Annotated in this window: 13 protein-coding genes; 7 read left to right on the top strand and 6 right to left on the bottom strand. The window is 34.7% G+C overall.

Annotated elements, in window-relative coordinates:
• The first annotated feature begins 3 nt into the window (after positions 1-3).
• The 6 genes from AC5ZCW_RS21915 (at position 4) to AC5ZCW_RS21890 (ending at position 12,327) form a co-directional block, all read left to right on the top strand.
• Positions 4-2,244 carry a GH92 family glycosyl hydrolase gene (locus tag AC5ZCW_RS21915; protein ID WP_496121760.1) on the top strand — a complete coding sequence of 747 codons (2,241 nt, stop codon included), beginning with the start codon at positions 4-6 and terminating at the stop codon, positions 2,242-2,244.
• A gap of 15 nt (positions 2,245-2,259) precedes the next feature.
• Positions 2,260-4,920: a glycoside hydrolase family 3 protein gene (locus AC5ZCW_RS21910; protein WP_496121758.1), complete on the top strand. Its 2,661-nt coding sequence runs from the start codon at positions 2,260-2,262 to the stop codon at positions 4,918-4,920.
• Between the two features lie 262 nt (positions 4,921-5,182).
• The gene (locus AC5ZCW_RS21905; protein WP_343543976.1) at positions 5,183-8,269 is read left to right on the top strand and encodes a SusC/RagA family TonB-linked outer membrane protein; all 3,087 of its coding nucleotides are present in this window, start codon (positions 5,183-5,185) and stop codon (positions 8,267-8,269) included.
• A 16-nt stretch (positions 8,270-8,285) separates the two neighbouring features.
• Positions 8,286-9,875: a SusD/RagB family nutrient-binding outer membrane lipoprotein gene (locus AC5ZCW_RS21900; RefSeq protein ID WP_343543977.1), complete on the top strand. Its 1,590-nt coding sequence runs from the start codon at positions 8,286-8,288 to the stop codon at positions 9,873-9,875.
• A gap of 302 nt (positions 9,876-10,177) precedes the next feature.
• Entirely contained in the window at positions 10,178-11,224 is a 1,047-nt protein-coding gene (locus tag AC5ZCW_RS21895) for a sialidase family protein (RefSeq protein ID WP_496121755.1), read from the top strand.
• 152 nt (positions 11,225-11,376) lie between these two features.
• Positions 11,377-12,327, top strand: a complete 951-nt coding sequence (locus AC5ZCW_RS21890) for a M20/M25/M40 family metallo-hydrolase (protein WP_496121753.1) — start codon at positions 11,377-11,379, stop codon at positions 12,325-12,327.
• Between the two features lie 278 nt (positions 12,328-12,605).
• On the opposite strand, the gene AC5ZCW_RS21885 is transcribed toward AC5ZCW_RS21890, so the two are convergent.
• The 6 genes from AC5ZCW_RS21885 to AC5ZCW_RS21860 all read right to left on the bottom strand — a co-directional run bounded on the left by AC5ZCW_RS21885 (position 12,606) and on the right by AC5ZCW_RS21860 (position 22,324).
• Entirely contained in the window at positions 12,606-13,937 is a 1,332-nt protein-coding gene (locus AC5ZCW_RS21885; RefSeq protein WP_496121751.1) for a DUF4374 domain-containing protein, read from the bottom strand.
• A 37-nt stretch (positions 13,938-13,974) separates the two neighbouring features.
• A complete protein-coding gene (locus AC5ZCW_RS21880) occupies positions 13,975-16,374 on the bottom strand; it encodes a TonB-dependent receptor (RefSeq protein ID WP_496121749.1) in 2,400 nt (799 codons plus the stop codon).
• Between the two features lie 454 nt (positions 16,375-16,828).
• Positions 16,829-17,821 carry an FAD:protein FMN transferase gene (locus AC5ZCW_RS21875; RefSeq protein ID WP_496121747.1) on the bottom strand — a complete coding sequence of 331 codons (993 nt, stop codon included), beginning with the start codon at positions 17,819-17,821 and terminating at the stop codon, positions 16,829-16,831.
• A gap of 92 nt (positions 17,822-17,913) precedes the next feature.
• Positions 17,914-20,097 (bottom strand): PepSY domain-containing protein, encoded by a 2,184-nt coding sequence (locus AC5ZCW_RS21870; RefSeq protein WP_496121745.1) that lies wholly within the window; start codon positions 20,095-20,097, stop codon positions 17,914-17,916.
• 131 nt (positions 20,098-20,228) lie between these two features.
• A complete protein-coding gene (locus AC5ZCW_RS21865) occupies positions 20,229-20,711 on the bottom strand; it encodes a DUF2271 domain-containing protein (RefSeq protein ID WP_496121744.1) in 483 nt (160 codons plus the stop codon).
• A 122-nt stretch (positions 20,712-20,833) separates the two neighbouring features.
• Positions 20,834-22,324 (bottom strand): ankyrin repeat domain-containing protein, encoded by a 1,491-nt coding sequence (locus tag AC5ZCW_RS21860; RefSeq protein WP_496121743.1) that lies wholly within the window; start codon positions 22,322-22,324, stop codon positions 20,834-20,836.
• Positions 22,325-23,151: 827 nt separating this feature from the next.
• Between AC5ZCW_RS21860 and AC5ZCW_RS21855 the strand changes: the two genes are divergently transcribed.
• Positions 23,152-24,126: a ribonucleotide-diphosphate reductase subunit beta gene (locus tag AC5ZCW_RS21855; protein WP_281632907.1), complete on the top strand. Its 975-nt coding sequence runs from the start codon at positions 23,152-23,154 to the stop codon at positions 24,124-24,126.
• Positions 24,127-24,135 lie beyond the last annotated feature (9 nt).

Below are 24,135 nucleotides of genomic sequence, written 5' to 3'. Positions count from 1 at the left end.
CCTATGGTTTTAAATACAAACAAATTTCAAACAGCATGTATTTTTTGCATGCTGTTTTTTAGCATTACAATTTTTGCGCAGGAACCTGCTGATTTCGTGAATCCGTTTATTGGAACTTCTAATTATGGAGCGGCTTTTCCAGGACCAATTGCTCCGCGCGGAATGGCAAGTATCAGTCCGTTTAATGTGGCTGGAGTAAAGAATACTCCAATGGAAAAAGACAGCCAGTGGCTTTCGAATCCGTATGTGAATGAGAATACCTTTTTGACGGGATTTAGTCAGGTGAATTTAAGCGGAGTTGGCTGTCCAGATTTGGGTGTTATTTTATTGATGCCAACAACTGGAAATATAGAAATCGATCATTTAAAATACGGTTCAACGTATTCTAATGAAGTTGCCAAAGCAGCTTATTACAGCGTAAACATCGACAAATACAAAGTTAAAGGCGAATTTACCACTTCAAAGCGAGTGGGAGTAAGCCGATTCACTTTCCCGAAAGGGCAATCTAATATTTTATTAAATCTTGGTTTAGGTTTAACAAATGAAGAAGGCGCGATGATAAAAGTGGTTTCTTCTACAGAAATTGAAGGAATGCGTTCGGTTGGTTCGTTTTGTTATAACAGTCCAGAAGATGCTTATCCGGTTTATTTTGTGGCTCAATTTTCTAAACCTGCCCATAAATTTGGAGTTTGGAAAAAAACTGCAAAATACAACGGCGTTGAAGCACAATGGATGGGTTACAACGGAAAAGCGAGAATAATGGAAAATACCATTAAAACCGTAGTAGGTGATAGTATTGGAAGTTATTTTACATATAAATTCGACAAACAAGAAACGGTTGAAGTGAAGATTGGAATTTCGTACGTAAGTATCGAAAATGCCCGTGAAAACTTAGCAAAAGAAGTTGGTAACAGATCTTTTGATGCAATTTACAAAGAAACCTACAACGAATGGAACGAAGAATTGTCTAAAATTTTGGTTGAAGGCGGTACAAAAGATGACAATACGATTTTCTACACAGCTTTGTATCACACTTTAATTCACCCAAATACTTTAAATGATATTAACGGACAATATCCCGTAATCAAAAGAAGTAAAATTGCTAAAACCGATGATACCCGTTATACCGTATTTTCTTTGTGGGATACGTATAGAAATGTACATCCATTGATGTCTTTGGTTTATCCAAAACAGCAATCTGATATGGTAAAAAGTATGTTGACTATGTTTGATGAAAACGGTTGGTTACCCAAATGGGAACTGAATTCGACTGAAACTTTTACCATGGTTGGAGACCCTGCAAGTATTGTAATTACAGATAGTTACATGAGGGGAGTTCGTGATTATGATGTTAATAAAGCCTATTATGCGATGTTGAAAGGCGCAGATAACATTGAAAATAATCCGCTTCGTCCTGGATTGAAAGATTATATCAAAAAAGGATATTTAACAACCGACAATAAAGGCCCAGTTTCTACAACTCAGGAATACAATATTTCAGATTATTCTATTTCGCTTATGGCCAACGAATTCGGTGACAAAGACAATGTAAAACGTTTTAAAGAACGTTCATTATCCTACAGAAAATTATTCGATAAAAACTTAAATCTGCTTCGTCCAAGAACTCCTGACGGAAAATGGTACGAACCATTTGATCCAAATTCAGGAGCTAATTTTGAAGAAAATGTTGGTTTTATAGAAGGAAATGCTTGGCAGTATGCTTTTATGGTTCCTCACGACATTATCGGATTAAAGAAATTAATGGGGGGTGATATACCATTTTCAGCACAATTGCAGAAAATATTCGACACCAAACAATTTGATATGGCAAACGAACCAGATATTGCCAATCCGTATTTGTTTAATTATGTGAAAGGCGAAGAATATAAATCTCAGGATATGGTAAAGAAATTGGTTCGCGAATATTTCAAAAATGAACCAAAAGGATTGCCAGGAAATGACGATACGGGGACAATGTCGGCTTGGCTAGTGTATTCGATGATGGGAATTTATCCAATATCGCCTGGAGATCCAATTTACACCATTACAACGCCAATGTTTCATAGAGTGACGATCAAATTAGATCCAAGATATTATAAAAAGGAAAGCATCGTAATTGAAAGACAAGAAAATAATGGCGGAAAAATCAATTCGATTGAGCTAAACGGAAAATCACTTAATACTTTCTTTATTTCACATGATGATTTTGTGAATGGCACAAAGCTTAAGGTGATTCAAAACTAAACACACAACACAACTATGTTACAATTAAGAATGAGAAAAACGGCCATTATTTTTGTAATGGCTGTTGGTTTTTTAAACCAGATCCACGCCCAGAAAAAGTATCCGTATCAGGATGCCAAATTACCAGTAGAAGAAAGAGTTCAAGATTTACTAAGCCGTATGACACTTGAGGAAAAAGTGCGTCAGATGGATATGTATAGAGGTGATTTTTTTAAAGATAAAGAAGATTTTGCTAAAGCTAAATCAGCAGAAAAAATCGGGAAATTAGGAATTGGAGCAATTCATGATTTATATCCGCGTTCGGCGAAAATGATCAATGATTTGCAGACGAATGTAATTAAAGGAAACCGTTGGGGAATTCCAGCTTTGATTATGTGTGAAATGCTTCATGGTTATTTAGACGAAGGAAGTACCGCTTTCCCAATGAACATTGGTCTTGGAGCAACTTGGGATATCGCTACGATGGACAAAGTCGGAAAAGTAATTGGAATGGAAGCCAGAGCTCATGGAGTTCATTTCGGTTTTGGACCCAACTTAGATTTAGGACGCGAACCAAGATGGGGACGTGTTGCTGAAACTTTTGGTGAAGATGCTTTCCTGAATAGCGAAATTGGTTTGGCTTTTATTAAAGGAATGCAAGGAGACGATTTAAAATCAGACCGTTCTATTATTGCAGAGCCGAAACACTTTGCCGTTCACGGTATTCCGCAGGCAGGAGGAAATTCTTCACCAATTTTGGTTGGAGAACGTTCTGCAAGAGAAGACCACTTACCATCTTTTGAAAAAGCATTTAGAAAAGGCGGTGCGTTAGGAACAATGTGCGCGTATTCAGAGTTAGATGGAATTCCTTGTGCAGCCAATCACTGGTTATTGACAGATGTTTTAAGAAAAGAATGGGGTTTTAAAGGCCTTGTAGTTTCAGATTTAGGAGCTATTAAATACATTCAAACCACTCACAAAGTGGCTGATTCTCCAAAAGATGCTATTAGAGAAGCGGTTTCGGCTGGTGTTGATATGCAGTTTTATGATTTTTCGAACGAATTCTGGCAAAATACAGTCATTGAATTGGTTAATGAAAAAAAATTGACAATAGAAAACATTGACCGTGCGGCGGGAGCAGTTTTGCGTTTGAAATTTTTATTAGGATTATTTGAAAATCCGTACACAGATAAAAATCTGATTAAAGAGCGTTTTCATACAAAAGAAAACCAAGCTGTTGCTTTAGAAGCGGCTCAGAAATCAATGGTTTTATTGAAAAATGAGAACAATATTTTGCCTTTAAGCAAAAACTTAAAAAATATTGCGGTTATCGGACCAAATGCAAATGCTTCAAGATTGGGAGGTTATGCTCCAAAAAATAGTGTCGGAATGACGGTTTACGAAGGAGTTAAGGAATTGGTTGGAAAAACAGCAAATGTAGTTTATGAAGAAGGAGTTCCTTTAATCGTAAAAGGACAAATTATTCCATCTAAATATTTATTTACTCCAGACGAATCTCAAAACGGATTAAAAGGAGAATATTTCAATAACAGAAATCTGGAAGGAACTCCAGCATTGACTCGTATCGATAGTCAGTTAGAATTTGACTGGCCTTGGGCACCTGGTGATGGCGTGAATGTGGATGATTTTTCTATCAGATGGACAGGATTTTTAAAATCAGATCAGGCTCTTGACGGATGGTTAGGTTTAAGTTCTGATGACGGAATTAGAATGTATATTGATGATCAATTGGTAATTGACAATTGGACAAAAGGTGCGACAAGCATGGTCACAACTCCAAAAAACATCGAAAAAGGTAAAAAGTACAAAGTCCGCATTGAAATGTGGGAAGGAGGCTGGGGAGCCAGAGCTCATTTCCGTTGGAATTTAGAAAAAGTAAACTTACAGCCAGCAATCGATGCCGCTAAAAAAGCTGATATTGCGATTGTGGTTTTAGGAGAATCTAACGAATTGGTAGAAGAAAACAGAGATGTTGCTTCTTTAGACTTATTTGGAATTCAGCAGCAATTAATTGAAGAGATTCAAAAAACTGGAACTCCAGTAGTTTGCGTTTTATTAAACGGTCGTCCGCTTTCTACAAACTGGATTGCTGAAAATATTCCGGCAGTTTTAGAGGGTTGGTTTCCAGGTGAATTAGGAGGTAGAGCGGTAGCTGATGTTTTATTTGGAGATTATAATCCAGGTGGAAGATTGCCAATTACAGTTCCAAAATCAGTTGGGCAGTTACCAATATATTATAACCAAAAACCATCTGCGATTCATAAATATGTAGCAGAAAGCGAGCATCCTTTATATACATTTGGTTACGGATTAAGTTATACGAAGTTTGAATATTCTAATTTAAAACTGAATACTAATGAAATTAAACCAAATGGAGAAGTAAAAGTTTCTGTTGATGTTAAAAACGTCGGAGACAGAGATGGAGATGAAGTAGTTCAGCTATACATTAATGATGTTTACAGTTCAGTAACAACTCCTGAAAAAACGTTAAAAGGATTCAAAAGATTAAATATCAAAAAGGGCGAAACTACAACTGTTGAGTTTACACTTACACCAGATGAGCTATCTCTTTGGAACAGAGAAATGAAGCGCGTTGTAGAGCCTGGAGATTTTGAAGTGATGGTCGGTGGAAATTCGACCGATTTACTTAAAACTAAATTCAAGGTTTTGAACTAAAAAACCAAAAACGCCGAAGATTTTTCGGCGTTTTTACTTTAAAAAAATGAATACAATTATAAAAGACCGAATTCTATTCAATAATAGAATTTGGTCTTTTAATTTAAGGCAGAGTAAGATTACAAATGAAAACGTTTTCTTTCAATAAAACGCTTAAGATTTACCTACACCTTTTCAAAATTGTCATTTGTCGAAATTATATTTTGTTAACAGAATGTATTCTTAAGTTTAACATGTTATTAACTCTAAAAAAACAACTAATATGATTAAAAACGTACTAAAATTACTGTTTGTCATATGCCTTTTCGGGTTTCAAGCCCTAGAAGCGCAGACAACAGTAAAAGGAACGATAACAGATGCTCAAAGCGGGATTCCGATTCCTGGAGCAAATATTATTGTTAAAGGAACTAAAACAAGTGCTTCAACAGATTTTGATGGTAAGTACAGCATTAGTGTTCCAAATCAATCAGCAGTTTTAGTTTTTACTTATGTAGGATCTGCTACAAAAGAAGTTGCTGTGGGATCACAATCTACAATTAATGTAACTCTTGGCCCAGATACGCAGCAGTTAGGAGAAGTAGTGGTTACGGCTCTTGGTATTAAAAGAGAGAAAAAAGCCATTACGTATTCTGCACAAAACGTTTCTGTAGATGAGTTATCTGAAGCAAGATCATTAAACGTTGCCAACTCACTTTCTGGTAAAGTTGCAGGTCTTAACTTCTCTACTACTTCAAATGGTGTTGGTTCTTCTTCTAGAATTACTTTAAGAGGTAACAGATCGCTTAACGGAAACAACCAGCCTCTTTACGTAGTAGATGGTGTGCCAATTTCTAACGGAACAACAAATACAAATCCTGATATTGATACAGGAGGAACTACACAACCTGATGGTATTTCTAACATTAACCCAGAAGACATTGCTTCGATGACTGTTTTGAAAGGTCCATCTGCAGCAGCTCTTTATGGTTCCAGAGCATCAAATGGTGTAATCGTAATTACAACTAAATCGGGTAAAGCTGGAAAAACTTCGGTTTCGTTATCATCTAACTTTATGGCTTCTTCTGCTTATAATTTGATGAACTTGCAAAACGAATACGGTCAAGGAACAAACGGAAACTATGTTTCTAACTCAAGCTCAAGCTGGGGTGCGCCTTTAGACGGACGTCAGGTATCTGCTTGGCAGTTGGTTCGTAATCCAAATTATGCGGGACCAGCTACACAAAGCTATTCTCCACAGAAAAACAACGTTATTGATTTCTACAAAACAGGTTATAATTTGGCAAACACTTTGACAGTTACTGCTGGTAACGAAAAAGCGCAAGGTTATTTCTCTTATACTAACACACGTGCTGAAGGTATTGTGGGCGGAAACCAAATGGACAGACACAATCTTAACTTAAGATTGACAAGCAAGATTACAGATAAATTAACTTTAGATGCTAAAACAAACTACATCGTTCAAGATATCGATAACTTATTGAGAACAGGTGAGGAGTCTATTGGAACATCTGCTTATTTATTGCCTCGTAGTATTGCTTATAACGATTATAAAGATTTCGAATATTTTGACGCAGCCGGACAAAGACAAGTAAACTATTTCCTTGACGAAACTGGAGCTCCTGGAGGAAACCCATTCTGGTCTGCTTTAAGAGATGATGCTCGTACAGATAAAAGAAATAGATTTATTGGTTTAGCGTCTCTTAAATATGAGTTTACAAAAACGTTAAGCTTACAAGGTAGAGCTGGTTTAGACCAAATGACAAACAAAAACGTAAGAAACAGATATGCAACTGCGGCTTTCAACAGTAACATGGGTTCTTATAGCGAATCTTATGAAACAGTAAGCGAATTAAACATTGATGCTTTACTTTCTTACAATGAAAAATTCGGAGATTTCTCTGTTGGTCTTAATGCAGGAGCGAGTTCATTACAGCAAAATAGTTCAGCTTTAAATTCTGGCGGTGTTTTAAGTAAAAGAAACTTCTTCGCGTTATCAAACGTTCAAACGGTTCAATCTACGTCTACAGCTTCAGAAAAAAGAATTAATTCTGTTTACGGATTTGGTCAAATTGGTTTCAGAAACTATTTATTCTTAGACTTAACAGCTAGAAATGACTGGTCTTCTACTTTGCCTCAAGATTATTTCTATCCATCTTTCGGACTTTCTGCTGTAATTTCAGATATGGTTACATTACCTGAAGTAATAAGCTTTGCTAAATTAAGAGCTTCTTATGCACAAGTGGGTAATGATACAGATCCTTATCAAACACAGCAAAGATTCTCTTACATTGGTGGAAACGGTGGTATGTTATACGGACAAAGCACAAAAGCAAATCCAAACTTAAAACCAGAGATTTCTTCTTCTACAGAGTTTGGTGCCGATGTTAGATTCTTCAACAATCGTTTAGGTTTAGATTTCACATATTTCAATACCTTGACTAATAATCAAATTTTCTACATCAATACACCAGAACCTTCTGGATATTCTAGAGCGATCGTAAATGGTGGAGATATTGAAAATAAAGGTATCGAGCTTACGCTTACTGCAACTCCAATTCAGACAGAAAACTTTACTTGGGATATTACAGCAAACTACGCTTCTTATAAGTCAAAAGTAAAATCTATCTTTGAAGGAAGAGATGAATTAGTTCTTGGAGAAGGGCGTTTAGTGAGAAGTAAAGTGGTTGTTGGAGGTGAATATGGTGATTTATACATTAAAGGTTTCCAAAGAGATCCAAACGGAAATATCATTGTAAATAGTGCAGGTATTCCATTAGCTACAAATGGTTTTGATGTTCGTGCAGGTAACTTTAACCCAGATTGGACTGCAGGTTTCAAAAACAACTTTAAATACAAAGATTTCTCTTTAAGCTTCTTGGTTGACTTTAGAATTGGTGGTGAAGTTATTTCATACACTCAAGCTAGACAAGCTGGTTTAGGGGTTAGCGATATTACTTTAGCAGGAAGAAATGGCGGAATTATTGTGGATGGTGTTGTAGCTAACGGAAACGGAACTTACTCTCCAAACACAACAAGCATCAATGCTGAACAATACTGGACAGCTATCGGACAGAGAACTCCAATTGCAGAGCCATTTATTTATGATGCTACAAACATCAGATTAAGAGAGCTTGTTTTTGGTTACTCAATGCCAAAACGTTTATTAGGTAACTCTGGATTTACAAGCATCGATTTCTCATTAGTAGGTAGAAATTTATTCTTCTTCTTAAACAAAGCTAAATACTTTGATCCAGAAGCGGGCGCAGGTACAGGTAACTTACAAGGTATAGAATCTTTCAACATTCCATCAACGAGAGATTATGGAGTGAATGTTAAATTCGGATTTTAATTAAAAAAGAGATATCATGAAATATAGTTTTAAAATAAAAACATTAGGAGTTGCATTAATGGCAGTTTCGATTTTATCAAGCTGTACTGGCGATTTTGATGAAATAAACAAAGATCCTAATTCGTTGACTGAAGATCAGTTAGATGCTACATTGGCAGGTCCTGCATTTGCATCTGCATTGTACGCAGGTATCCACAATGGTTCTTATTCATCACCAAGTGGTATAGATGATCAAGGTACGTGGGGTATTGCTACAGGTATTTTATCTTCAACTTTTATCCACTATTTAAACTGTGGATATGGAACGGAAAGAAATGCTTTCGTAAATGGATACGAAGGAAGAGGATGGACAAGATTTTACACTGTAGCGGCTCCAGCTTTATCAAATGCTTTTAAAGCATCTCAAGGAAACGCAGAAGCTACAGCTGTTCTTAAAATCTGGAAAGTTTTTATGTACAACCAAATGGTTGATGCTTACGGACCAATTCCTTATACTGAAGCTGGTAACGGAAAAGATAAAGTTTCTTACGATAGCGTAGAATTTATTTATGCAGATTTCTTTAAATTATTAGACGAAGCAAATGCAACATTAACTTCTACTTCTGCAACTTCAGTTGCTTCTCTTGCCCCAAATGATAGAGTTTATGCAGGAAGTGTTGACAAATGGAGAATCTTTGGAAACAGTATGAGATTGCGTTTGGCTTTAAGAATTTCTGATAAAGATCCTGCAAATGCAAAAACTCAAGCTGAAGCTGCCGTTGCTGCCGGAGTAATGCAAACAAATGATCAAAGTGCATTCTTTAAAGCAAGTAACATTACGCCAAACAACTTAAACATGATTGTAAACAGCTGGGGTTATGTAATGACATCTTCTATGGAAAGTATCTTAGTAGGTTACAACGATCCACGTTTAGCTAAATGGTTTGCACCAATTGCTTCAGGAGTGTATAGAGGAAATCCAGTTGGAGGTTTAGAAGATCAATTCGGAACTACTGAATTCTCTAAATTCAACAATAATGTTTTAGGAAATGGTCCTAATAATACACTTAGTGAAACTAAAAACATTGAAATCTTCATGGCTTCTGAAAACTATTTAAGTAGAGCAGAAGGAGCTTTAAATGGATGGAATATGGGAGCAGATGCTAAAACTTTGTATGAAACAGGTATTAGATTATCGCTTGCACAATGGGGAATTACAGAAGTAGCTGATGTTAACGCTTACATTGCAGGAACATCATTGCCAACATTGCCAAACATTCTGACCGTATATCCAACTTTAGATTTACAAGATATTCCAGTTAAATTGCCAGTGGCATGGTCTGCATCTACTGCTGATCAAAGAACTCAAATTGCAGTTCAGAAATACTTAGCAATTTTCCCAGAATCTTGGGAAGCTTGGGCAGATTTAAGAAGAAGCGATGCTAAAGTAATCTATCCAGTTTTAAATACTGATAATCCAGATGCTGGAGTTGGAAAATCTTTGATGAAAAGAATTATTTACACGACAAACGAGTACTCATCAAACAAAGCTGCTGTAGAAGATGGAGTTTCTAAATTAGGAGGTCCAGACTCTGGTGGAACAAGACTTTGGTGGGACACAAAATAATTAATTTGGTAAAGTAATAGATCGATCGATTTGTTACTTGAGCAGAAGGAGAGGTAACTCTCCTTTTGTTTTTATAGAGAAGTAAGTGAATTTTTGCCCCAACTTTAATTCATAAGCAATTCCCTTTGTGAGAAATTGAACAAATTTAATTTTAACACATAGAAACATAGGTTCTTTGCCTAAAAAGAAAAGCAAAGAGAAAAATATTTCTTTAGCATAGCTATGTGTGAGAAACTAGTTTCTTTATTCTTTTTTTTTAAATAAAATCTATGTTTCTATGTGTTTAATAATTTAAAAATAAAATGATTTTAAAGACAAAATATACTGTTGCAGCGCTATTGGCTTTATTTCTTTTTTCGAATGAAATAAAAGCACAGATAAAAGCTGTAAATATCGAAAGCAGTTATATTGCCGATCCGCCTGTTACTACAAACAGTCACGCCTCAACGTTGGTTGAATATAAGCCAAACGAAATTTTAGCAGCTTGGTTTGGTGGAAAATATGAAGGCGCAAAAGATGTCGGAATTTATATTTCGGCTTACAAAGACAAAAAATGGTCTGTACCAAAAGAACTGATTCAGCCTTTAATTAAAAACGGTGATACCCTGCCATGCTGGAATCCAGTTTTGTTTAAAAGCAAAAGTCAGAACTTATATTTGTTTTATAAAATTGGAAAAAATCCGAGAGAATGGTTTGGCGCTATGATGGTTTCAAAAGATAACGGAACAACATGGAGAGAACCAAAGTATCTTCCAGAAGGAATTTTAGGTCCAATTCGAAATAAACCAATCGAAACAACTCAAGGCGTAATTTTATGCGGAAGCAGTACAGAAAGTGTAAGTACCGATGAATGGCGTGTGCATGTTGAAGAATATACAGAAGCTACCGATTCTTGGAAGAAAATAGCGGTAGAAAACAATCAGAACTTTGATATTATTCAGCCAACATTTTTAATTCATAGCAAGAGTGATATTCAGATGCTGTCTCGAAGCAAACACAATAAAGTGGTTTCGAGCTGGTCTGGAGATAATGGTAAAAGCTGGATTAGAACCAACACCATAAATGTCATTAATTCAAATTCTGGAATTGATGCCTTAACAATCAATAAAAATCTGTTTTTACTGGTAAATAATCCGCTTCCAATTGGAAAAGACTGGTTTAACGGACGAAATATTCTAGATGTTGAATATTCTAAAGATGGTTTAAAATGGACGAAATTATTCGATCTTGAAAAACAGGAAAAAGGAGAATTTAGTTATCCAGCCATAATTCAAACTACAGATAAAAGAATACACGTTTTGTATACTTATGATCGAAAATATATTAAACATACCTCTTTTGATTTATAAGATAATAGTACGCTGATAAAACGGATTCACTTCGTGAAAACGCTGATTTTTACGGATTTTTTCATTCCATTTTTTGTAAAATATCTGTGTTCATCCGCGTCTTTGCAAAGCAAATCCGTGTCATCCGCGTTCCATTCTATAGACAACAAATTATGAAAAAACTCTCTATTGCAATTCTTTTCTTTTGCTACACTTTCGTGAATGCACAAATGGCTAAGACCTTTTACAAACATGACAAATATCTTTCATCAGATAAATTGGAAGGGCGTTTTGTGGGAACTAAAGGAAATAATGATGCGGCTGCGTATATCAAAAAATATTTTAAGAAATATGGTTTACAGCAATTCAATGATAGTTATTATCAGCCTTTCAAAGTGTTTGTCAAAGAAGGAATCAATAAAATGAAATGGGATAGTATGGCAACGCAAAACGTTGTGGGCTACATTGAAGGTTCTGATCCTAATTTGAAAAGAGAATACATCGTAATCGGTGCGCATTACGATCATTGGGGCTGGGGCGGACAAGGTTCTGGAAGTAAAAAGAAAGAAGCCTTTGCCATTCATAATGGCGCAGATGATAATGCCTCTGGAGTTTCGGCTTTGCTGTACATTTTAGAAGAAATCTCAAAACAAAAAGTAAACCCTAAACGAAGCATCATTTTTATTTCGTTTAGCGGAGAAGAAGAAGGATTACTCGGTTCAAAGTATTTTGTGAATCATCTTCCAGTTCCAAAAGAAGCTGTAAAAGTAATGCTCAATATGGATATGGTCGGAAGATTGAACGATAAAAAAGAACTTTATATGGGAGGCGCAGGAACTTTTCCAAACGGAGTTGAATTAATGAAAAAGCTGCAAGAAAATAGCGGATTAAATCCTGTTATTCATGCTGGTGATGTAGGCGGTTCAGATCATGTTTCATTTTATAAAGAATCCATTTCGGCCGTTGGTTTCCATACAGGCGGACATCCGCAATACCACACGCCAGACGATGATATTGAGCTGATTAATTCAGATGGAGGCGCATTAGTTTCAAAATATATTTTTAATGCACTTGTAGAAATAGCCAATTACGAAGAAGCTTTGGTTTTCATTAAACAGAACTAAACAAAGCACTATTCCATACAATAAATTAAGTCGACTAGTGAAATTAATGCCTGTTCAATTTTACAAAATGAGTTAAGTTAATTAGTTTTTGTTTGTTAGAAAAGACGGTGTCTATTAAGTGGTATAGACGCCGTCTTTTATTTAAAATCTAATTGATTGCTTCAAAATTCTAATCATAAAAAAAACATTCCGCTTACTATAAATAGAAGCGGAATGTTCGATTAAAAAAAAACTCAAGTGATGAATTTTTCACAGACCGTTTTCACAGCCGTATATTTTTAGAATACACCAATATAGTGGTTTCCAGGTTTGTTCAATAATTTGGCACCTTTAGTAACTTTTCCAGAAGGAATATCAATTACATAAATGTTACCGTCTTTTCCAACTGGAGTAACAGCAATGTAGAAGCTGTTTCCATCAACAACAAAACCTTGGTATTGTCCGAAATCTAAGTCAGCATCATAATCAATGCCTTCAACTTTTTGTGCTGTTCTAGCATTCAAATCAAGTCTTGCTACATAACCTTGATTCGTACCTTCAAAAGTATAAACCGCATAAGCAATTCCGTTTCCTACATATCTCCAAGCATCAATATAGCTTCCTTTTACTCCTAAAGCAGTATCTAAACTAAAGACATAATTGTCATCGTATTGATTGTTCTGATTGATTTTTAAAATATAAGAACCTTTTTGAGTATCTCTTTGTGTTGCCTGATAAATGTTTCCGTCAGTAGCCACAAAACTGTTAAAACTTCTGTATCCGCTAGTATCACCAAAAGCAACTTTTGAAGTAATTACCACTGGATTTTCTAAAGAAGGATAATCAACCACAACAGATTTTGAACCTAAACGAGTAAATGAACTTTCGTTTTCTTTTGGGTTAGTTATGTCTGTTTTACGCATCCAAGTTCCAATGATCAATTTGTTGCCCGCTTTGTTTAAAGTTGGAGCATCCAAACGGAAAATGTGGTGTCCTTGTGCTTCTTCTTCAGCAGTTAACGGAATGTCATATTGTTTGTAAGCAGAGATTAAAGTTTGTTTCATGTCTAGAGACAAAACAGTCGCTTTTCCTCTTGTATTTTTATATGATTTGTCTTCGTTTACACTAACAATTGGAGCAGCAATGTTTACTGCAACACCTGTTTTATCTCCATCAAAAAGTTTTACCCATCTTGGAGAAGTACCCGCATATTGAGAGATATTTACTTTAGCATCAGATTGTGCAAAATTGTTTCCTCCGTTTACTTTGTACGTCATAAATTCTCCACCATTTGCACCAGTATACGTGATGTTGAAAAGCGTGGTTCCGTCGACAGAAGATTGTAAACGTGCCGTTCTGCTAGATTGAACCGGTACACCTTGATCGTAAACATTTACAGAAAAATTAGGATCAATAGCATTCGCTTTACTAATAGCGTACACTTTTGTTCCGCCGTTTCCGTCTCCTGGATCGGTCTGCATTACTGCTCCAGCTACTGTAATCCAACGTCCGTCTGTTTCTGGGTTAACAGGTTCAGTATTTTTGTTATCGTCGCTGCTGCAAGCTGTTGTCAATGCAAATGCACCAATTAGCAAGCTAGAGGTAAATAATTTAAATGTGTTTTTTTTCATTTTTATTGCATTTAAAAATTAGTTATGTATTGAATGATTAAAATTTATTTAAGGTATAGTTGAGTTTTAAATAAAAGGCTCTTCCTGGCTTTTGAGCTGCGAAATTGTCATAAACCTGTTCGTCAAAAACATTTCTTGCATCAAAACTAACCGTGATCTGCTTGTTTGGAAAAACATAACTCAAACCTAAATCTTGCGGAAACTGGGCTGTAGTTCTGTCGGTTTCTAACCATGAAGTATAAAATGGCGCAACATAACCGCAGTAGTAATATAAATTAAGCTCTGATTTGCTCTGAATTACATTTCTAAAATTGTATTGAAGATTTCCATTTAAATTAAAGAAAGGCTCATTTGGAAGCTGTTTATTATAGTTCGGAAGAATGTTTCCGTTTTTATCATATTTATCTTTAAACAGCGAATTGAATTTTGAAAGATTCATACCCGCAAAAAAACGATTGTTGAAAGAGTATTGAAAAGAAGCTTCAAAACCTACAGATTGCGCTTTTCCTAAGTTTACGAAAGGTGAAGCTTGAATCGCTTCGTTTACACGATCACTAATCTGACGTACAATTTTATCTTCGGTATTTCTCCAGAAAGCGTTTCCTGAAACGGTAAATTTGTGATGATTAATTTCGTATGGACCAAAACGTAAACCGGCATTAAAATTATTGCTCTGTTCAGGTTTTAGACCAGAATTGCTGATGATGTTTTCTCCAGGATTACCAAATATTTCATTTTCAGAAGGAAGTCTGATTGCTTTTTCAGCAGAAGCCATAACCATAACTTTTGGCAGAATAGAGTAGGAAGTGGCCATTCCGTACCCAGTATAATTGGTTCTTTTAGAGGTAATGACTTCTTTTACTACATTTTGGCCGTTTTGAGTTACAACCTGAGGATCTCTCTGTTCATTTTTCAGATTGTAATTTTTTACGAAAAGATTCGCTCTAAATCGAGATTGAAACGCCGTCATTTCATAAGCAAATGAAGAAATGGTTTTAGCTAAATCTCTAGTAATTATAAAGTTTCTAGTAATTTCTGGCTGCATTTCATCATAATCATTTCGATCAAGAATGTAAGTCATAACATTCACCAAAACCTTGTGATTTTCAGTAATCGTATAACTTAAACCTGCACGAGTATTAAAAATATCCGATCTCATATGATTGATGGTTGGCGCGCCCTGTTGTGCTCCAGTATTGGTTAAAATGGGCTGACCATAGAGACCCAACGCTTTTTCGCCATTCCAGTTGTAGTTCCATTTTACGGTATCGTTGATCACATCGTTTCTGTGACTGTAAACCGAAATAAGAGAAAAATCAAGGTTTTTAATTAGGAAGTCTTTTTTGCTATAATTCAAGCTAAATACATTGGCTGCCGATTCACTAAAACGACCTTTATAAGGTTTAGTCATGTATTGCCCGTGCTGAATCTGGTTAAAATCTTGCGAACCATTGTAGCTGATAAGTAGATTATCTGCCCAATCGACATTGGTAAAACCAGCTTCTAATCGTCCCCCAAAAGAACGGTACATACTCTCAAATCTCTTCGCACGAATGTATTCGTAACGTCCGTTTGGAGCGATATTGTAAACCCATTTTCCCCAAACTTCATAATCATTATCCGAGTAATTCTGAAATGCATTTGCTTTTACTGTAAATCCGTTTTTATCTCGGTAAGAAGCATTCACATTCGATTGTACGGTATTGAATGATCCGTAAGAAACAGAAGCGTTTAGACTGTTTTTTGCTCCTTTCTTTAAAACCACATTGATTGCGCCTCCAAGTGAATCATCAGCTAAATAAGCTGGAACAACTCCTTTGAAAACCTCAATTCTTTCAATTAATGCAGGCGGAATACTATTTAAACTGAAAGAAGCGCCGTAAGTCTGAATCGGAACTCCGTCAATAAAAATTCGAATCGCATTTCCAGACATTCCGTTGATGTTGTACGTTACAGCAGAACCCAAACCTCCATTTTGTCTGATTCTTACTCCGCCAGAACGGTCTAATAAATCGTTGGTTTGCAGATTTCTTTTTGCAGCTTCTTGCGTTTCAATGACATTTACCGCAAATCCTTTTTCTATAATGTCTTTTTTGAATGTTTTCTTTTCAATTTTGACTTCTTTAAGCGCTTTCGGATCTGTTATTTTTTCTAATGCGATATTGATTTGATGTGATGGACGATTTACGGATATGTTTACTTTTTTTGGTTTTGCTTCCATTGAAGAAATTTCCAAATCGTAACTTCCGTAAGCCAAGCCTTTTATTTCAAATTGACCATCATTGTCAACGACAACAAATTTTTTAGTTCCCGTTATTTGAACTGATGCTCCAAAAGCGGTTTCATTATTGGCAAAATAGACTTTTCCTGTAATTTTTCCGGTTTGAGACCACCCAGAAAAAGTCATCATAAAAAAGAGAGCGTAAAGAATTCTCATGTAAGTTTACTATTTATAGGACTGCAAACTTATACGATAATTTAAATTTAATCTAAATAAAGCAATTAGAAGATTATTAGAATTTGGAGAAGTATTCTAATGTTATTTTAATGTTGTCTTTTGGAGTTATGAATTAAGAGTTATGAATTATGAGTTTCCAATTGATAATTAATAATTGATAATTCGGTTGTCTTCGTGAGCAATCCCGAAGTTTCGGAAGAAGGGTTTTCGTAAAGTGTTTTTATTAGTAATGCAAATGAAATAATCTCGCAATCCCGATAGTTATCGGGAGCAAGGCCTCAAAGCTTATTTATGAGTTGCCTCTAGCTTTAGCTGGAGGTTATTTTGAAAGGAAATGAAAAAGGCTTTAGCCAAAATAAGTTTGGCTAAAGCCTTCTTATGTAGATATATTTATACCTCCAGCTAAAGCTAAAGTCAACTCAAAACTCATAACTCATAACTTATAAGAGAAGTTCTTAGACTTAATAATTTTCCCTTTATCCGTAATCATCACACAACTGTAATCTGGGAATTTTTGCAATAAAAGCAAACCTTCTTTCTGACCTAAAACCATCATAGAAGTACTTAATCCGTTAGCGGTTTCAGCGTTTGGACCAAAGACTGTTACACTGCACAAACCAGTGGCAGGATAACCCGTTGCAGGATTTATAATATGTGAATAACGTTTTCCATTAAAAACTACAAATTTTTCGTAACTGCCTGAAGTTGTTACAGCACCGTCTATTAAAGGAACAGCTGCCAAAATCTTTTCTGGTTTAAACGGATTTGTGATTCCGATTTTCCAATCTTTTCCATTAGGTTGTTTTCCCCAAGTGCTCATATCTCCAGAACCATTTATAATTCCGGCCTGAACGTCTTTTGCAATCATCATCGCACGGCATTTGTCGGTTGCATAACCTTCACCTAAAGCGCCGAATCCAATTTTCATTCCTTTTAATTTTAAGAAAATAGTCGATTCTGTGCTGTCTAGAATAATGTTTTTATAGCCGACTTTTTCTACCGATTTTTTTATGGCTTCCGCCGAAGGCATTTCCGTCATTGAGCCGTCAAATTTCCAGATTCTGTCCATTGCCGCAAAGCTAATATCAAAACCGCCATTTGTAATTTCAGAAAGTTTGATGGCTCTTTTAGTCAATTCAAAAACTTCACGGTCCACTTTTACAGGTTTTATTCCAGCGTTCTGATTGACTTCAGAAACTTGAGAAGTGGGTTTCCAATCGGATATTAAATATTCAATTCGTGTAATCTCGGCAATAACTTCATCTATATTTTTTTCTGCCGAAAGAGAATCTTTGTCTACAATAGAAATATCAAAACGTCCGCCCATCAAAAGCGTCGTTCTTTTTCGTAATACTTGAGAATGTGTAGATACACAGCAAATAATTACAAAAAATAATGAAATTTTATATGATAATAAGTTATGCATGAAAATGTATTAAAAAGTCGAAAGTCAAAAGTCGAAAGTCAAAAGTCAAAAGTTGAAAATTAGAAATCAACAATCTAAAATCTAAAATTACTCTAATAACAATCTGTCAAAAATTGTTTGTTGGCTTTATATTCAGAGAGCGTTTTTAATCCTTTTGCTAAACACATTTCGCTCAAAATAGCTTCGACATCTTTCTGCATGGCAAGTGAACCACAAATCATAATAACCCCGCCTTTGTTTAATAAATTCACAAAGAAAATAGAATCTCTTTTAATCAAATCCATTACATAAATATGTTCAGCTTCACGAGATAGCGCCACATGAAAATTATCCAGATGTTCTTTTTGAATCATGATTCCAGCGAACTTTTTATACGCCATTAATGTTGGCGTTTCCATTCTAAATCCGCTGTACAAATGAAGTTCTTGTTTAGCTTTATTCTGTTCGATCATTCCTAAGAAAGGAGCAATTCCTGTTCCGTTAGAAATAAAAGCAACTTTTGAAGCTTTTTTAGGAAGATGAAAAGCAGGATTTTTTACAATCTGAGCTTTTATGACATTTCCTGGTTCTAACGAATTTAAAAAACCAGAACCTAATCCGTTTGGATGCAATTTTACAACCAATTGAATATTTCCAGAATGATTTCCGATAGAGTAGAGGCGTTCTCTAGAATCGTTGGCAGGATAAATTGCCAATAAATCGCCAGAACTGAATTTAACTCTTGCACTTGCTCTTAAAGTCAGAATGAAAGTATGTTCGGTATCAGAAATTGGCGTTTTGTCTAAAACCATTAATTTCTGTAAACCTTTTGGAATATGATTATATAGCGATGGAGTTGTTGCCAGCGGAATTCCCGTTTTTTCGCTCCATAATTTCACCCATTCTACAAATTCAACAGCCGATTTATCATTGACAGTTTTCAAATCTAAATAACGATCTGCCCACTTTTGTTTTCCTAAAAGCTGATCTATTTCAATTGCAAATTGGCAAAAATCAGGATAAGATTTAGAACCAAAACCAACCACAGAGAAATTAATGTTCTGATCTTGATTTTGTTTTTCTATTAATGTTTTGAATTGTGTTCCGTTAGAAGGTGCATCTCCTAAACCATGAGTTGAAGTGAAAACAACAATATGTTCAGCCTTTGGATAAGTTGTAAATTTATTCAGTTCGCTTACAAAGACTTTTTGTCCATTCTCAATTAATTGCTTCTGAATCGCATTGGCAAATCGGAAAGTGCTTCCGTTTTCGGAACCGATTAAAAAGATAAAAGTACTCTCGCTTGCTTTAAATTTATTTTTAATTCGGCTAGATCTTCTTTTCAAAGTAATTGCAAAACCAGAATAAATAAAGAATAGAATGTTGATACACGCAATTGCTAAGATTACAGCCCAGATTCCGTTAATTCTTCCCGTATGAAGATCAAGACTTAATGCAGCAAATTGAGCCGTCATTGGAGAACGTTTTTCAGAAATTATAGCACCTGTAACCTGATTGACTTCAATCTCGCGATCTTTTGTTTCAATGATATAATATTCTTCGGGATCGTCTGTAAAAGGAAATTCGATTTTTTTTACTTCAGATAATAAAGTGGTATTGAAAACTGAAGTTATTTTGGCGTTTTCTGAAAGTGCTGTTTTTATAGGTTTTGCTTTTTCTTCACCTATAAAAAAGTTGAATCTTTCGAGCGATAAATAGGTACCTGTAAGTGCAATAATCAAAATAGGAATAAGAGCCAATCTTCCTAAAAGAACATGGTAATATTGAGCAAAATATTCTTTGATTATTTTAGAAAAGAAATTTCGGATGCCACGCTGTCTTTTCAGAACTAGAACAAAACCCGAAATGGCAATTAATAACAAGCAAAAAGAAATTACACCCACAAAAAAACGCCCTGCTTCGTGAAGAAATAGCGAACGGTGAAAACTTGTAATCCAATTTATGAATTCGGATTTTTTTGCAGGAGTTCCTAATGCTTTTCCTGTTTTTGGATCAATGTATGCCTTAACATCATTTCCATCAGCATCAATAGCCTGAAGCGTTACAAACTGATTGTAATCGACACTTAATTCGGTAATTTCTGGGTACGCTTTCTTAAGAATAGGAAGGGTTTCGCCCAAAGTTATTTCATTAAAATTTTCAGCTTTGTACGGAAGTGTTTTTTCCTGAACCGCATCGACTGCCAGAATAATTCCGGTTACCGAAGCTAAAAGCAAAAAAATAGAAGAAAACAAGGCCAAAGCCAAGTGTGCGTAACGCCAGAAAGAAAGAGTCATTGAGTGTATTCTATTATAAAACGTTTAAAGCTTTGTCAAAGTTTAAAACGATGACAAAGCTCAGATTTTAATTCTAAGCACAAAAATAAAATTTGTACTCATTATAAGGTTAAAAAATAATGTGCTTAAGATTATATTTTGTTTAATCTTACATATTTGATGTAACCTTTACCGTCTGTTTTATCAGCCATAGCTTCTGTTGTAAGCGGAATTTCAAGATCGCTCACATAGTATTTCTGATCTTCGACAGCCGACTCAAAACGAAGTTTATATCCTTTGTTAATTTTAGAATTTTCAATTTCGATTGTAGTTACACTACGGTCTCCACCAGTTACAGAAGCTCCAGTTTTAGCGCTGATATCATCATTTTTCTGCGTATGGAATTTGTTCCATTCTTTTAGAGATTTGTACCATTTTTTATCATCGCCCATTACATAAAGCGTTTTTTCGTACTCACCAGCCGAATTAACAAGAGAAACAACGATATAAGCACCTTCTCCCATATAATTGTTCATTTGAAGCATGATTTTATACTTGCTCGATTGTGCCTGAGATTGGAAAGAAACTAAAAAGATAAAAGCGCCTGTAAGAGCAATTTTTAATATTGATTTCATGAAATTAAATTATGAATTATAAGTTATGAATTTTAATTATGATTTATGAGTTTTAAGTTATTAATTACGGCTTGAATTTTCCACTCATAATTCATAACTCAAAACTCATAATTTTTTTAAAGTTATTTTAAAAACTCAACTGAGATATTATTTTTTGTAAGCAGTTCATTTTCTTTTGCTAAAGCATAAGCAGTTTCGTCAAATTCTGTGCTGATGTCTTTTTTAGCACCAGCTGAAACTAGATATTTCAAGATGGCATCATCTTTAGAAGTCATTGCCGCTCTGTGTAAAGCTGTTAAACCGTCTTTGTTTTTAGCGTTGATGTCTACTTTTAAATCAGTAATTTTTTTAAGAAGAGAAACATCATTTTTAGTGATCGCTAAATGATATAAAGTATTTCCATCTTTTTGAGGAGCTGCAAGGTTTAAACCTTTATCCTGAAGTAATTTTGCTTTTGCATCAAAAGGGTCTGTCGCCGCTTTTTCTCTTCCTGCTGGACGATAAGATTGTACTAAATAAACACCTAAATTGTTTCCGTCTTTATCTTTCACATTTACATCGGCACCTTTTGCTAAAAGTAAATTTACAGCTTCTGGAGTTCCATTTTTTACAGCAAATGTCAAAGCAGATTCTCCTTTTAGATTTTGCGCATTTACGTTTTTAGCTTTTGGAAGAAAAAGTTCCAAAGCAGCTGCATCTCTTGCTGCGGCTGCAGCCATTAATGGTGTATTTCCTTCTTTATCTGCTTTATTAACATCAACACCTTTTGCTAAGAAATATTGAATAATTTCTGTCTGATTTGGTTTTCCAGCCAAAATATGCAATACATTTTGTCCCGCTTTATTTTGAGCAGTTGCTTTGATTTTTACTTCGTCAACCAAATATTTATAGGTTTCAAGAGTATTGGTTTCCCTTCTGCTTCCTTGCGCAGCAAATAAAAGAGCGCCATCAGTTGGTTTGATTCCTTTTTCTAAAAGTTTTTTCAAAAGAGCAATATTTCCAGATCTTGCTGCATAAGAGAAAGCTGTATTTCCATCATTATCCACATCTTTTAAAGACATTCCTTTAGTAGAAAAATATTCGGCAGCTTTTAAATCTTTATCAGAAGCAATAGCTAAGAGTAAAAGGTTTGCCCCATTAGCATATTTTTTTGTCGGATTAAGTCCAGCTTTAAAGAAAGTATCATACATTGCTGGAGCTGACTGACCGTTTGAAGCAGCAAAATCCGCAGGCGCAGTTCCGTGGCTGTCTTCATAATTTATATCAGAACCTTTAGAAATTAAATATTGTACTAATTCTGTATTTCCTCTATAAGCTGCCCAGTGCAGATAGATACGATTATCGTGAGTTAATTTTGTAACTGAATTTCCAGGCTGTTCTACCAAAAATTTGATAGTTGCAAAAGGCGCATCATTATTAATAGCGAAAGTAGTAACGTCAAATGCATTGGCATTAGCTTCAGCTGGATTATTTCCTTTAGAGATTTCTGATTGAACCGTTTCTACAGTTGGTGAAGTTTTCCAGAAAGCGGCATCTAGCAGAGAGTTTTTTTGTTGGGCACTTACAAATAAAGTAGCAGCAAATGCAAAAGAAACAAAAAGGTTCTTTTTCATATTTCGATAATTTATGGTTATAGAATTGTTCAAGATTGATTTAATTTTCGGAAATATTTTTAATCTATTTAGAATAAATAAAAATAAAAGCAAATGTAAAAATTAATATTCTTAAAGCAAGAATAATTTGCTGTAAAAAGGCATTTCGGCTTTAGTTTTTCTAAAAATTAAGGATTGCTTAAGTAAATTTTAATTTTGTTTTAATCTGGTTCGTTTTTGAACCATAAATAAAAGCGTCTTTTCTTAGAGAAAAAAGTGCTCTTTTTAAGAAGGGATTATCGTTTTTTCCTCTTTTTTGATGTAACTACTTTTGGAAATGAGATTTTAGTAGATTCTTCAGCCTTATTTCGTTGTTTTCTGTGAATTTCAAAACTTTTTTATAATATGTAGATATTAAATTACTGTAATAATGATTGTTATGTTTTTGCGGTTCAAAGTATTATTTAGAATAATTATTAATAACTAGCGTTTTTTCCAAGCAAAATTCTTCTTCAAATTTCTGTTTTCAAAATACGAATGTTGATAACTGTTTTTATTACTGTCTTCAAAAAGACCATTTTTTGATGTTGATAACTTGATATTAATTTTAGGGAAAATGCTAGTTCATTGCAAATTACAGAACATTATTTTCATGTTGATAAAATTTGAGTCATACCGAATTTTTGAAGTTTTAAAACTGTTGATAATTGGATGGATTTTTAACATCTAAAATGGGACAAAAGAATAACTGTAGGTTAAATTTGTAATTATAGAAATCACGCTAATCCCTCCCCAATTTAAGCGCTCATATTTCTGTCTCTAAAATAGTCACTTAAAACTCTATATATATGTCAATTTTTGATAAAAGAATCAATTACAAACCTTTTGAGTATCCTGAGGTTCTGCAATTTACCGAAGCGATCAATAAAGCGTACTGGGTACACACCGAAGTAGACTTTACTGCCGATACACAAGATTTTCATGCACATTTAAATCTGGCAGAAAAAACAGCAATTAAAAATAGTTTGTTGGCAATTGCACAGATTGAGGTAGCTGTAAAAAGTTTTTGGGGTAATATATATGAGCATTTTCCGAAACCAGAATTCAACGGTTTGGGAACTACTTTTGCGGAATGTGAATTTAGACATTCAGAAGCATATTCTCGTTTGCTGGAAGTTTTAGGATATAATGATGAGTTTGAAAAGCTGTTAGATGTCCCTGTAATACGCAGACGTGTAGATTATCTTTCGAATGTACTGAAAGATACCAAATCTCAGGATAACAGAAAGTATATGGTTTCACTGATTTTGTTCAGTATCCTGATTGAGAATGTATCTTTATTTAGTCAGTTTGCCATTTTGCTGTCTTTTACAAGATTCAAAGGTTATATGAAAAATGTGAGCAATATTATTGCTTGGACTTCGATCGACGAACAAATTCACGCTAATGGCGGAATCTATATCATTAATAAAATTCGTGAAGAGTTTCCAGAATATTTTGATGCAGAAACTTTAGAGTTAATTAGAGAAACAGTAAAAGAATCTATTAGTGTTGAAGCTGCTATTTTGGACTGGATTTTTGAGGATGGAGCGATAGAAACCATAAATAAAGAAGATTTAGTAAACTTCATGAAATTTAGAATTGACGAGAGCTTAAAACAAATCAATATTGAAACTATTTTTAATGTGGCTCCAGAAGAATATTCAAAAATGACTTGGTTTGAAGAAGAGGTTTTTGCAAACAGTTTAGACGATTTCTTTGCAAAACGTCCAGTAGAATATACAAAACACGATAAAAGCATTACAGCAAACGACCTTTTTTAATACAAGCCC

The organism is Flavobacterium sp. PLA-DH12, assembly GCF_059511845.1.
The sequence above is the reverse complement of the archived record's forward strand: the minus strand, read 5'-3'. Positions and strand labels throughout refer to the sequence as shown.

Coding starts and splice junctions, on each gene's coding strand:
- AC5ZCW_RS21860 (WP_496121743.1), bottom strand. CDS start 22,324: ATGAAAAAGAACCTTTTTGTTTCTTTTGCATTTGCTGCTACTTTATTT.
- AC5ZCW_RS21885 (WP_496121751.1), bottom strand. CDS start 13,937: ATGAAAAAAAACACATTTAAATTATTTACCTCTAGCTTGCTAATTGGT.
- AC5ZCW_RS21875 (WP_496121747.1), bottom strand. CDS start 17,821: ATGCATAACTTATTATCATATAAAATTTCATTATTTTTTGTAATTATT.
- AC5ZCW_RS21855 (WP_281632907.1), top strand. CDS start 23,152: ATGTCAATTTTTGATAAAAGAATCAATTACAAACCTTTTGAGTATCCT.
- AC5ZCW_RS21895 (WP_496121755.1), top strand. CDS start 10,178: ATGATTTTAAAGACAAAATATACTGTTGCAGCGCTATTGGCTTTATTT.
- AC5ZCW_RS21890 (WP_496121753.1), top strand. CDS start 11,377: ATGAAAAAACTCTCTATTGCAATTCTTTTCTTTTGCTACACTTTCGTG.
- AC5ZCW_RS21900 (WP_343543977.1), top strand. CDS start 8,286: ATGAAATATAGTTTTAAAATAAAAACATTAGGAGTTGCATTAATGGCA.
- AC5ZCW_RS21880 (WP_496121749.1), bottom strand. CDS start 16,374: ATGAGAATTCTTTACGCTCTCTTTTTTATGATGACTTTTTCTGGGTGG.
- AC5ZCW_RS21905 (WP_343543976.1), top strand. CDS start 5,183: ATGATTAAAAACGTACTAAAATTACTGTTTGTCATATGCCTTTTCGGG.
- AC5ZCW_RS21910 (WP_496121758.1), top strand. CDS start 2,260: ATGTTACAATTAAGAATGAGAAAAACGGCCATTATTTTTGTAATGGCT.
- AC5ZCW_RS21865 (WP_496121744.1), bottom strand. CDS start 20,711: ATGAAATCAATATTAAAAATTGCTCTTACAGGCGCTTTTATCTTTTTA.
- AC5ZCW_RS21870 (WP_496121745.1), bottom strand. CDS start 20,097: ATGACTCTTTCTTTCTGGCGTTACGCACACTTGGCTTTGGCCTTGTTT.
- AC5ZCW_RS21915 (WP_496121760.1), top strand. CDS start 4: ATGGTTTTAAATACAAACAAATTTCAAACAGCATGTATTTTTTGCATG.